Annotated in this window: 9 protein-coding genes; 5 read left to right on the top strand and 4 right to left on the bottom strand. The window is 63.3% G+C overall.

The window, feature by feature from the left end; genetic code table 11:
• Positions 1-45 precede the first annotated feature (45 nt).
• The gene (locus DYL59_RS25345; RefSeq protein WP_135291643.1) at positions 46-516 is read right to left on the bottom strand and encodes a MarR family winged helix-turn-helix transcriptional regulator; all 471 of its coding nucleotides are present in this window, start codon (positions 514-516) and stop codon (positions 46-48) included.
• Positions 517-726: 210 nt separating this feature from the next.
• Between DYL59_RS25345 and DYL59_RS25340 the strand changes: the two genes are divergently transcribed.
• The 4 genes from DYL59_RS25340 to yghU are packed head-to-tail and all read left to right on the top strand — an operon-like array spanning position 727 to position 7,356.
• Positions 727-3,906, top strand: coding sequence for an efflux RND transporter permease subunit (locus DYL59_RS25340; RefSeq protein ID WP_135291642.1), 3,180 nt, complete (start codon positions 727-729; stop codon positions 3,904-3,906).
• A gap of 1 nt (position 3,907) precedes the next feature.
• Positions 3,908-5,080, top strand: a complete 1,173-nt coding sequence (locus DYL59_RS25335) for an efflux RND transporter periplasmic adaptor subunit (RefSeq protein WP_135291641.1) — start codon at positions 3,908-3,910, stop codon at positions 5,078-5,080.
• Complete coding sequence (locus DYL59_RS25330) at positions 5,073-6,518, top strand: efflux transporter outer membrane subunit (RefSeq protein WP_135291640.1); 1,446 nt, start codon at positions 5,073-5,075, stop codon at positions 6,516-6,518. Before DYL59_RS25335 ends, DYL59_RS25330 begins: the two co-directional genes overlap by 8 nt.
• 4 nt (positions 6,519-6,522) lie before the next feature.
• Positions 6,523-7,356, top strand: coding sequence for a glutathione-dependent disulfide-bond oxidoreductase (yghU, locus tag DYL59_RS25325; RefSeq protein WP_135291639.1), 834 nt, complete (start codon positions 6,523-6,525; stop codon positions 7,354-7,356).
• Positions 7,357-7,485: 129 nt separating this feature from the next.
• On the opposite strand, the gene DYL59_RS25320 is transcribed toward yghU, so the two are convergent.
• From DYL59_RS25320 to DYL59_RS25310, 3 genes are read right to left on the bottom strand one after another with little or no spacing between them, the layout of a single operon-like run.
• Positions 7,486-8,412, bottom strand: coding sequence for a sugar ABC transporter substrate-binding protein (locus DYL59_RS25320; protein WP_135291638.1), 927 nt, complete (start codon positions 8,410-8,412; stop codon positions 7,486-7,488).
• Positions 8,413-8,431: 19 nt separating this feature from the next.
• Positions 8,432-9,211, bottom strand: coding sequence for a TIM barrel protein (locus DYL59_RS25315; RefSeq protein ID WP_135291637.1), 780 nt, complete (start codon positions 9,209-9,211; stop codon positions 8,432-8,434).
• On the bottom strand, positions 9,208-10,212 hold the full coding sequence (locus tag DYL59_RS25310) for a Gfo/Idh/MocA family oxidoreductase (protein ID WP_135291636.1): 1,005 nt from the start codon (positions 10,210-10,212) through the stop codon (positions 9,208-9,210). The genes DYL59_RS25315 and DYL59_RS25310 overlap by 4 nt, the downstream gene beginning before the upstream one ends.
• A 186-nt stretch (positions 10,213-10,398) precedes the next feature.
• Between DYL59_RS25310 and DYL59_RS25305 the strand changes: the two genes are divergently transcribed.
• Positions 10,399-12,360: a sigma-54 interaction domain-containing protein gene (locus DYL59_RS25305; RefSeq protein ID WP_135291635.1), complete on the top strand. Its 1,962-nt coding sequence runs from the start codon at positions 10,399-10,401 to the stop codon at positions 12,358-12,360.
• The last annotated feature ends 81 nt before the right edge of the window (positions 12,361-12,441 follow it).

Below are 12,441 nucleotides of genomic sequence, written 5' to 3'. Positions count from 1 at the left end.
GGCTTCGCGCAACTGCTGATACCTCTGCGCCTGTTCGCGTCTGGCTCAGTCATCCTTGGCCAGCAGCACCTGGGCAAACTCGTCGGAGGCAATAAAGTCCAGGGTCTGGCGCAGTTGGGCGGCGGCTTCCTGGCCAAATGCCTGGTCAAAACGCTCGGCCATTTGCAGCGCGATACGCCTGGCCTGGGCATGGGTGTGCGTGCCGTGTTCGGTCAACAACACACGGCGGGTGCGGCGGTCGAGTTCATCCACGCGCAATTGCACCAAACCGTCACGCACCAGGGGTTTGAGGGTGTGGCCGAGGGCGGACAGGTCCATCACCAGGCTTTGGGCCAGTTCGCCCATGGTGGGCGTGCCGGCCTTGGCGATGTGGTTGAGCACCGCGTATTGCGTGGCTTTCAAACCGCAGGGGGCGTAGGCCTCGTCATAGATCTGGGCCAGGCGGCGCGAGGTGCGGCGTACGGCACCGTTGACGCAAACACTGGGGCTCTCAGCGCAAGGCTTGGCGGTTTTCAAGGGCGGATACTCACTGATACAAAAATCGACATGGGCGATTATGCCCGTCGGACCCGTCAGGACAAGGCCTTTCAGACCGAAGATAGCCTGCCAGATGAAGACAGAGACAGCTTGAAACAATTTAGTTGCGTACGCCACTAAAATCGATATTGTGGCGTATGCCTCTTTTTTGGCGACTGGTCGTTCCACTCTCTGTCTGGATTCAACCCTATGCTGAGCCTCGTGCGCATCGCGTTGCGACGTCCTTATACCTTCCTGGTATTGGCCATTTTCATTCTGATCATCGGCCCGCTCGCGGCTTGGCGTACACCCACCGATATCTTTCCGGAAATCCGCATTCCGGTGATTGCCGTGATCTGGCAGTACACCGGCTTGCCGCCGGACCAGATGGCCGGGCGCATCACCTCGCCCTTCGAGCGGGTGCTGACCACCACCGTCAACGATGTGCGTCATATCGAAGCCCAGTCGATGAATGGCTACGGCATTGTGAAGATCTTCTTTCAGCCCGGTGTCAACATCGCCACGGCCAACGCCCAGGTCACCTCGGTGTCCCAGGCGATCTTGCGCCAGCTACCGCCCGCCACGGTGCCGCCGCTGGTGCTCAATTACAGCGCCTCCACCGTGCCGATCGTGCAACTGGCCTTGTCGGGCCCCGGCTTGAGTGAGCAGCGGCTGGGGGACATCGGTTTGAACCAGGTCCGCCTGATGCTCACCAGCGTGCCCGGCGCCGCCTTGCCATTCCCGTTCGGTGGCAAGAGCCGCCAGGTGCAGATCGATCTCGACTCGGCGCGCATGCAAGCCCGCGGCCTGTCGGCGCAGGATGTGGCCACCGCCCTGGCCACCCAGAACCTGATCACACCGGTCGGCACGCAGAAGATCGGCACCTATGAATTCAACCTGCAACTGAACAACGCCCCGTCGGACTTCCACGACCTGGAAAACCTGCCGATCAAGACTGCCGACGGCACCACTGTATTGATCCGCGACGTGGCCACGGTGCGCGATGGCAACCCGCCGCAATCCAATATCGTGCACGTCAACGGCAACCGCTCGGTGCTGTTGCCGGTGCTCAAGACCGGGTCGGCTTCTACCCTGGGCGTGATCGCCGGGGTCAAGGACAAGCTGGCCGACAACAAGGCGAGCTTGCCGCCCAACCTGAATATCGACCTGATCGGTGACCAGTCGCTGTTCGTGCGCTCGGCCATCGGCGGCGTGGCCCGTGAAGGCCTGATTGCAGCGGCACTGACCAGCCTGATGATCCTGCTGTTCCTCGGCAGTTGGCGCTCGACGGTGATCATCGCCACCTCGATTCCCCTGGCGATCCTCGCCTCCATTGCCACCCTGTCGGCCCTGGGCGAAACCCTGAATATCATGACCCTCGGCGGCCTGGCCCTGGCGGTGGGGATCCTGGTGGACGACGCCACGGTGACCATCGAAAACATCAACTGGCACCTGGAGCAGGGCAAGCCGGTGGACACGGCGATCCTCGATGGCGCGGCGCAAATCGTCACCCCCGCATTCGTCTCACTGCTGTGTATCTGCATTGTGTTTGTGCCGATGTTCTTCCTCGAAGGCGTGGCGCGCTTCCTGTTCGTGCCGATGGCCGAAGCGGTGATCTTCGCCATGATCGCTTCGTTCATCTTGTCGCGGACCCTGGTGCCGACCCTCGCCAACTACCTGCTCAAGCCCCATGTGCAGAGTGAAGGCGGGCAGGCGCCATCGCGCAATCCGCTGGTGAACTTGCAGCGCGGTTTCGAGCGGCGTTTCGAAGCCTTCCGCGAGCACTACCACCGCGTGCTCGAAAGCGCCTTGCACCATCGCCGCAGCGTGGTGATCGGTTTGCTGGCGTTTGTCGCGGTGTCGTTTGCGCTGGTGCCGTTCCTGGGGCGCAACTTCTTCCCGGACGTGGACTCCGGGCTGATCCTGCTGCACGTACGTGCCCCGGTGGGAACGCGGGTGGAAAGCAACGCCAACCTGATCGCCGATATCGAAAACGCGATCCGCCGCACCGTACCGCCCCAGGAGCTCAAGGCGTTGGTGGACAACATCGGTTTGTCCATCAGCGGTATCAACGTGGTGTACAACAACACCGGCACCGTGGGTTCCCAGGACAGCGACATCCAGATCAGCCTCAACGAGGGCCATCGCCCCACGGCCGACTACGTGCGCCAACTGCGCGAAAGCCTGCCACGGGAGTTTCCGAGCGCGGTGTTCTCGTTCCCGGCGTCGGACATCGTGGGGCAGATCCTCAACTTCGGCTCCTCGGCGCCGATTGACCTGCAAATCACCGGCAATAACCTGGCCGCCAACTTCACCTATGCCAGCGCGTTGCTGCGCGATATCCGCCGGGTGCCGGGGGTGGTGGATGCGCGTATCCAGCAGTCGCGGCAACAGCCGACGTTCAATATCGATGTGGATCGCACCCGCGCGCAATTGGTCGGCTTGACCGAGCGTGACGTGACCAACAGCCTGGTGGTCAACCTCGCCGGTTCCAGCCAGGTCGCGCCGACATTCTGGTTGAACCCCGCCAATGGCATTTCCTACCCGATTGTCATGCAAACCCCGCAGTACAGCCTGGAAAGCCTGGCGGCCCTGCATAACCTGCCATTGAGCGGCAGCAGCGGGGCCGCCAGCGACCAGACCCTGGGCGCCCTGGCCACGATCCAGCGCAGCCACAGCAACTCGGTGTTCAGCCAGTCGGATATCCAGCCGGTGGTGGAAGTGCTTACCGCCATCCAGGACCGCGACCTGGGGGGCGTCGCCGCCGATATCCAAAAAATCATCGCAGCCCATGCCGGTGAAGTGCCCACGGGCTCCAAGGTCATTCTGCAGGGCCAGGTGCAAACCATGAATGCGGCGTTCAGCGGCCTGCTGTTCGGTTTGCTGGGCGCGGTGGTGTTGATCTACCTGCTGATCGTGGTCAATTTCCAGTCCTGGTCCGACCCGTTCGTGATCATCACTGCCTTGCCGGCGGCACTGGCCGGCATTGTGTGGATGCTGTTCATCACCCACACGCCATTGTCGGTGCCGGCATTGACCGGGGCGATCATGTGCATGGGCGTGGCCACCGCTAACGCGATCCTGGTGGTGAGCTTCTGCCGTGAGCGCCTGGCCGTGCATGGCGATGCGGTGCAGGCAGCGCTGGAGGCCGGTTTTACCCGGTTGCGGCCGGTATTGATGACGGCCATTTCGATGATCATCGGCATGGCGCCCATGGCCTTGGGCCTGGGGGAGGGCGGCGAGCAGAACGCGCCGCTCGGCCGTGCGGTGATCGGCGGCCTGGCGTTTGCCACCCTGGCGACCTTGATTCTGGTTCCGTTGATTTTCAGTCTTGTCCACGGGCGTCGCCAGCACGCGCCGCTGGCGACCACCGTTACCCAAGGGGTTTGACATGTCCGCTTCTGTTTCTACGCCAAAATCCTCTCGCGGCCTGTTGTGGTTGATCGCCGGCGGGGTGGTTGTGGTCGCCATCGTCGGGGTTGGCCTGGGTGTGCGCGCCAATGAGTCCCGCGATCTCAAGCGCTGGACCGATGCCCAGGCGCTGCCCAGCGTCAACCTGATCAAGCCCGTGGTGCAAGCCCAGGGCCCCGTGCTCAACCTGCCAGGGCGGATGGAAGCCTACTCCCGTGCATCGATCTTTGCGCGGGTCAACGGCTACCTCAAATCCTGGAATGTCGACATTGGGACCCGCGTAAAGGCCGGCCAGGTATTGGCACTCATCGACACCCCGGAACTCGACCAGCAATTGCTGCAAGCCCGTGCCACCCTGGCTTCGGCCCAGGCTGACGCGCACCTGGCCGGCACCACCGCCCAGCGTTGGCAGGCGATGCTGGCGACTGATTCGGTGTCGCGCCAGGAGGTGGATGAACGGGCCGGCGACTTGGCCGCCAAGCAGGCCCGGGTGGCGGCGGCCAAGGCCAATGTCGACCAGTTGGTGGCGACCAAGGGGTTCCAGCAGTTGGTCGCGCCGTTCGCCGGTGTGGTCACGGCGCGCAGCACGGATGTGGGCGCGCTGATCAGTGCCGGAGGCAGCGCCGGCAAAGAGCTGTTTGCGGTGGCCGATGTCAGCCGCCTGCGCGTGTATGTGCAGGTGCCACAGACCTTTTCGCCGCAGATCCGTGAGGGCTCCACGGCGCGCCTGAGCGTGCCGGAGTATCGTGGCGAAACCTTCACCGGCAAAGTGATTGCCACCGCCGACGCCGTCAACGCCGCATCCGGCAGCACCCTGGTGCAATTGCTGGTGGATAACCCCGGTGGTCGCCTGCTGCCGGGGGGCTACACCAGCGTGCAGTTTGACTTGCCGGTACAGGCCGATGTCTTGCGGGTGCCGTCCAGTGCCCTGGTGTTCGATGACCACGGAATGCGCGTCGCTACCCTCGACAGCAACGACCGCGTGCACTTCAAGACCGTGAGCATCGCCCGCGACTTTGGCGACAGCGTGGAAATTGCCAGCGGCCTGCAAGCCAGCGACCGCGTGATCGACACACCGCCCGACGGCCTGGCCGACAACGACTCCGTGCAGTTGCCTGGCACGGCCGTCGCCGAGGCCAAACCCCATGGCTAAGCGCAACCTGCTGGGCCTGATCGCCACCCTGAGCCTGGGCGCCTGCTCGATGGCGCCGCCGCTGGCTGTGCCACCCATGCCCCTGGCGGCGCAGTTCCATACCCAGGGCCCGTGGACGGTCGGCGCCCCCGATGACCAGGCCAACCGTGACGGCTGGTGGCGCATCTACCACGACCCGCAGTTGGACGCGATGCAGCAGCAGTTGCTCAACCGCAACCCGGACCTGAGTGCGGCGTTCGCCCATTACCAGCAGTCCCAAGGCTATGTGGCCCAGGCACGCTCGGGGCTGTTGCCCACACTGTCGGGTATCGGCAGCGGCCAACGTATTCGCCAGTCCGACACCCGGCCGTTGCGGTCGGCCACGTCGTCGGATGTCTACAATTCCGCCACCCTAGGGGTGGAGTTGGACTATGAGGTCGACCTATGGGGCCGCGTGCGCGACACGGTCGCCGCCGGCACCCTAGATTCCGAGGCGGCCAAGGCTGATTTCGCCTCGGTGCGCTTGAGCCTGCAGGCCCGGTTGGCCGACAGCTATATGCGCCTGCGCGGTATCGATTGGCAGAACCAATTGCTCGAACAGACCCGTGACGCCTACGCCAAGGCCCTGAGCCTGACCGAAGGCCTGCACGGCGGTGGGATTGTCTCCGGCCTTGACGTGGCGCGAGCGCGCACGCAGCTGTCGACGGTCAAGTCCCAGCTCAGCCAGAGCCTGGTGCAACGGGCGGTGCTGGAGCATGCCATTGCCGCAATGTTGGGCGAGTCGGCCTCGACCTACACCGTGGCCGTCAACGTCGCCCCGATTGCCTTGCCCAACGTGCCCACGGGCGTGCCGTCCAGCTTGCTGCAACGTCGGCCGGACATCGCCGCTGCCCAACGGCGCATTGCGGCGGCGAACGCGCGCATCGGCGTGGCGAAGGCTGCGTGGTTTCCGCAGGTCACCCTGAGCGCCCAGGGCGGCTACCAGAGCGATGAGTTTGCGTACCTGCTGAGCGCGCCCAACCTGTTCTGGGCCATTGGCCCGTCGCTGGTGGGCACGTTGCTCGACGGTGGCGCGCGCCAGGCCAGGGTGGATATCGCCAAGGCCGGCACCGATGAAGCCGCCGCACAGTATCGTGGCGTGGTGTTGGCCGCATTCGAACAGGTAGAGGACAACCTCTCGCAGCTTGCCGGGCTGGGCAGCGCCCTGGATGATCAACGCGCTGCGGCCGCCGCCGCGCACTATGCCGAAGACCTTTCCACCTCTCGTTATCGCCAGGGCGCGGTGGCCTATCTGGACGTGGTGACCGCCCAGGTCGCTGCGCTGGAGGCTAAGCGCAGCGTGTTGCAACTGCAAACCCAGCAATTGAGCGCTAATGTGGGGCTCATCAAAGCCTTGGGCGGCGGATGGAACGTCGCGCAACTGGCCGCATCGAACAGTACTGACACCAAGGAGCAGTAACCTTATGACCGACTACGTACCCCCGAAAGTCTGGACCTGGGACACCGAAAGCGGCGGCACTTTCGCCAGTATCAACCGGCCTATCGCCGGCGCTACCCACGAAAAAGCGCTGCCGGTGGGCAAGCACCCGCTGCAGTTGTATTCCCTGGCCACGCCCAATGGGCAGAAGGTCACCATCCTGCTGGAAGAACTGTTGGCCCTGGGGCACAGCGGTGCGGAGTACGACGCCTGGCTGATCAAGATTGGCGATGGCGAGCAGTTCGGCAGTGGCTTTGTGGGGGGCAATCCCAACTCCAAGATCCCGGCCCTGCTGGACCGTAGCGGTGCCACGCCGATTCGGGTGTTCGAGTCGGGCGCGATCCTGCAGTACCTGGCGGAGAAATTCGGTGCGTTCTTCCCTACCGAGCCTGCCGCCCGTGCCGAGTGCCTGTCGTGGTTGTTCTGGCAGATGGGCAGCGCGCCTTACGTGGGCGGCGGCTTCGGGCATTTTTATGCGTATGCGCCGAGCAAGATGGAATACGCGATCAACCGCTTTGCCATGGAGACCAAGCGTCAACTCGACGTGCTAGACCAGCGCCTGGCGGTGAGCGAATACGTCGCCGGGGATGAATACACCATCGCCGATATCGCCATCTGGCCCTGGTACGGTGGCTTGGTCAAAGGTCGCTTGTATGGCGCGGCAGAGTTTTTGTCGGTGCATGAATACAAGCATGTGCTGCGCTGGGCCGATGCGATTGAAGCGCGGCCGGCGGTGCAAAGGGGGCGGCGGGTGAACCGGGTTTCGGGTGAGCCACATGAGCAACTCGCCGAGCGCCATAGTGCCAGCGACTTGGACTAAAGGCTCAACACAATCAAAATGTGGGAGCGGGCTTGCTCGCGAATGCGGTGTGAAGTCAACATTTTCATCAACTGACACACCGCCTTCGCGAGCAAGCCCGCTCCCACATTTGGAACAGTGTTTACAGGCCTATTTGTAGCGTTGCTCAAACATCGCCACCTGCTCCGGCTTGATCAGCTCAAACGGCACCCACACCTCCGCTTCAATCGGCTCGCCCTTGATCATCTTGATCGCCGACTCCACCGCCTTGGCCGCCTGGGCTTTCGGGTCCTGGAACACCGACGCCGCCAACAGCCCCCGCTTGACCGCCGCCAACCCGTCCGGCAACCCATCGATGCCCACAATCGCCACTTCACCCTTGGCCTTGCCCGCTTGCTGCAACGCCATTCCCGCGCCAATCGCCATTTCATCGTTATTGGCAATAATCGCGTCGAACTGCGTGCCCGCCAGCACCCAGTTGCTGGTCAGGTCCATGCCTTTGTTGCGCTGCCATTCGGCGCTTTGCTGCTCCACCACCTTGATGCCTGGATAGTCCTTGAGCACCTGCTTGGCGCCTTCGGTTCGGTCGTGGGTCGCATTTTGCGCAAGGTCGCCCATGATGATCGCCACATTGCCCTTGCCGCCGAGTTTTTCCGCGAGGAAGCGCATTTGCAACTGCCCGGCCTCGATGTCGTTGGACGCCACCGTCACCACGCCCTTGGGCAGGGTGCGCTCGTCCGGGTGGCGGTTGACGTACACCAGCGGCTTGTTGGCCGCCACGGCGGCGCGGGTCATGTTGGCGGTGGCGGAGGTGTCCACCGGCAGCACGATTACCGCATCGACTTTTTGGTTCAGAAAGCCTTCGACCTGGTTGAGCTGGCGCACCACGTCGCCTTGGGCGTCTTCGAACTGGATCTGCACACCCTGTTGCTTGGCGGCATCCTGCAGGCCGTTGCGCACGTAGGTCATGAAGTTGTCGTCCACCCGGGCAATGCTCACGCCGATGCGGTACTCGGCGAACGACCAGGGGCTGAACAGCAGTAACAGCGAGGCAACAATCAATGCATAGCGGTTCATAAGGGTGTTCCTTTTATTGTTATAGGGTGAACGCTTGACGGAATCGCTCCAGGGCCCGTTCGCTGTCGCCGCTGGCCCAGCCTTCGAGCCCCACCACGCCACGGTAGCCCATGGCATGCAAGGCCCTGGCAATGGCAGGGTAGTGGATTTCACCGGTGCCCGGCTCCTTGCGGCCGGGCACATCGGCCACCTGGATTTCACCGATGGCGGCGCCTGCGCGCTGGATCAGCTCGATCAAATTACCTTCGCCGATCTGCGCGTGGTACAGGTCCAGGTTCATCTTCAGGTGCGGGCTGCCCACCGCTTCGATCAGCGCCAGGGTGTCATCGGCGCGGGCGAACGGGGTGCCGGGGTGGTCGACTTCGGTATTGAGGTTTTCCAGCAGGAACACGCGGCCGGCGTCTTCCCCCAGGCGCGCGATTTTCTCCAGGGTCTTGCAGGCGCTCAGCCACATACGGCCGGTGGTGTGGCTCACCGGCTGCACGGGCAGGCCACCTTCGCCAAGGCCAGTGCCGTGCAGGTTGAGGCTGGGGCAGTTGAGTTGTTCGGCAACGCTCAGGGATTCGCGGGCGGTGTCCAGCAGTTGGCGGATGCCGTCCGGGTCGGTGAGGGTGCCGGTGATGTAGCCGGTCATCGAGGTGAAGTCTGCCCCGGTCGCGACCAGGGCGCCGATGTCCTTGTCGGTCCAGTTCCAGATCTCGGCGCTGAAGCCCAACTGATGAATGCGTTTGACCCGCTCAATGAACGGCAGGTCCAGAAACACCATCTCGGCACTGATCGCCAGCTTGAACGGGCTCATACGGCCACCGCCTGGCCTTGCTCGAACGACCGGATGCACGCGCGGGCAATCGCCAGGGCGGCGCGGGCGTCTTCGCCACTGGCCATCGGCTTGGCGCCGGTGCGCAGGCACTCGGCAAAGTGGTTGAGTTCGGCGATGTAGGCGTCGCGCAGCAGGTCGGTGTCCAGGCGTTGGGTGTCGGCCTGGATGCCTTGGGCCAGGTAGCGCACCAGGTCGGACTCGTTGACGCCACCCATGGTCAGCATGCCCGCGCTGCCGAACACTTCGCCGCGCACGTCGTAGCCATACACCGCCTGGAAGTTGGCCTCGGCGGTGGCAATCGCGCCGTTATCGAAGCGGATCGTCACTACGGCGGTGTCGAGGAAGCCTTTGCTCTTGAAGTCAGGGGCGATCAACGCGTCGGCCATCACATGCACCTGTACCGCCTCGGCGCCGGGGTTGAGGTAGCGCAGGGTGTCGAAATCGTGGATCAGGGTTTCGAGGAAGATTACCCACTGCGGCGAGTTGGCCGGGTTGTTCAGCGCTGGGTCGCGAGTCAGCGAGCGCAGCAGTTGCGGGGTGCCGATGCGGCCAGCCACGACATCCAGATGCGCGGTGCGAAAGCTCTTGGCAAAGCGCCGGTTGAACCCCACCTGCAACGGCACACGGGCATCGGCGGCAGCGGCGATGGCGCGGTCGGCTTCATCGAGGGTGATGGCCATGGGTTTTTCGCAGAAGATCCCCTTGCCGGCGCGTGCGGCGCTGATTACCAATTCGGCGTGGCTGCGGGCCGGGGCGGCGATGATCACGCCATCGATATCCGGGTCGTCCAGCAGGTGCTGCGGGTCGGTGTAGACCTTGCTCACACCCAGCTCTGCGGCGAGGCGGGCAGCCTGGCCAGGGGTGGGGTCGGCAATCGCCACCAGGTTGGCACCGGGGATGTGTCGCGCCGCCGTCAAACCGTGAAAGCTGCCCATGCGACCGGCGCCGATCAAGCCCAGGCGGATGTTCTGTGTACTCATGCAATAACCCCTTTTTTATTGTTGGCCTCAGGACGGTCCTGATGGGCAGTAGGGATAGAGCAAGGGCTGTGCCAATTTATAAGCTGCTGATATTTAAGGTTTTTATATGAATTTATAAACGGCAAGTGTTCATTTGGATGACATGTCTATACTGACATGTCAAAAATATGAACATGGGTGTTTCCGATGAGCATGGCGTTCAGCGTACAAGACCTCGATTACCTCACGGCCCTGGGGCCCGCTGCGTTGAATGACGGCCCAGTCGTCGCGTTGGAGCAGGCGTGGCGCGATTGCGTGGCCGGTCTGGCTGAACGTCCGGCAGGTGTGCGGCAAGTGATCTGGGATTCCTGGTGCCGCAGCGTCCAGGCCGGTATTGACCCGGCAGACAACGCCTACCGCTTCGTCGCCCCTGAAGCCCTGGCGGCGACCCTCGCCAGCCATCGCGTATTGATCACGGCTGCCGCACAGGTCATGCACGGCCTGCTGGCCTACAACCCCCGTGGCCATATCAACCTCACCGATGCGGACGGCATCACCCTGTACTTTTGCGGGCTGGACATCACCCCGGTGGGCAGTCGCCTGCTGGAGTCGATCCAAGGCACCAACTGCACCGGCCTGGCGCTGGCCGAAGATCATCTGGTGTATGTGCTCGCCGAGGAAAACTATGCCATCGGCCTGCGCCAACGCCGCATGCATTGCGCCGCCGCGCCGATCAAGAATGCCCAGGGCCAGACCTTGGCCATGCTGACCCTCACCGCTGAGCCCGGCTGGTTTCACTTTCATACCCTGGGCACCGTACAAGCAGCGGCCGATGCGGTGTCACGCCAGATGGCGTTGCAAGGCTTGCTGGAAGAACAACAAGCCGTGCTCGAAGTACTCAACGAAGGCCTGGTGGTGCTGGATGAGCGCGGTTGCATCAAGGCCCTCAACCGGTATGCCCGGCAGTTGTTCGGGGTGGGGCTGGAATTGATCGGCAGCCCGTTCCAGCGCCTGGGCCGCAGCGAGTTGGGTGACGTGCTGGGCGAGCCCGTGCGCGACCTCGATTGCACCTTCCACCTGCATGACCGCAGCCAGCTTGCCTGCCTGGTCTCGGTGTGCCCGCTGGAGCAGGGTGGGGTGATCGTGTCACTGCGGGAGAACCGCCGTATCCGCGAAATTACCCGGCGCATCATCGGCACCCAGGCCAGTTATACCTTCGACACCATCCAGGGCCACTCGCGGGCAATCCAGGATGCGCTGCACCTGGGGCGGATCGCCAGCCGCAGCGATTCCACCACTTTGATCCTTGGCGAAAGCGGCACCGGCAAGGAGCTGTTCGCCCAGGCGATCCATAACGGCAGTGATCGCCACAAGGGCCCGTTTGTGGCAGTGAACTGCGGCGCAATCCCACGGGACCTGGTGCAAAGCGAGCTGTTCGGGCATGTCGAAGGTGCGTTCACCGGCGCCGCCCGTGGCGGTTCGGCGGGCAAGTTTGAATTGGCGGATGGCGGCACGATTTTCCTGGATGAAATTGGCGACATGTCCTTCGATGCCCAGGTCAGTTTGTTGCGGGTGTTGCAGGAAGGTGAAGTGACCCGCGTCGGCGCGAAGACCTCGCGACGGGTGGATGTACGCATCATCGCGGCCACTCACCGCAACCTCAGCCAAGCGGTGGCGGAGGGGGCGTTTCGCGAAGACCTGTTTTACCGCCTCAACGTATTGAATTTGACCGTGCCGCCACTGCGCATGCGTCGTGAAGATATTGCCCTGCTGGCACGGCATTTTTTAGCGCGTTTTGCCCGTTCGTTGCGTAAATCGGTGCAGGATTTCTCGCCGGATGCCCTGGCATTGCTGTCGGCCTACGGCTGGCCGGGCAATGTGCGCGAGTTGGAAAACAGCATCGAACGGGCGACCAACTTGGCCACGGGTGAACTGATCCAACCGTCCGACCTGCCATTGGACACCCGGCATCGCGCCCCGGCGCGCCTGCTTGAGGCGCAACCGGCGCAAGACCTGAGCAGTCATGAAATGAATGCCATTGTCGCGGCACTGCAAGCGGCCGGCGGGAATATTCGCCTGGCTGCGCGGCAGCTCAACGTGTCCCGTGGCGGGTTGTACAACAAGATGAGCCGGTTTGGCCTGAATGCCGCAGATTTCCGCGGGAGTTAGTCCAACACCGATTATTAATCTTTGAAATGCAGTCAATGTAGGAGGGGCGGTGCGACGATTCGACTTGCTCCCGATGGCGGT

Source organism: Pseudomonas kairouanensis (genome assembly GCF_004682055.1).
GTDB lineage: Bacteria > Pseudomonadota > Gammaproteobacteria > Pseudomonadales > Pseudomonadaceae > Aquipseudomonas > Aquipseudomonas kairouanensis.
The sequence above is the reverse complement of the archived record's forward strand: the minus strand, read 5'-3'. Positions and strand labels throughout refer to the sequence as shown.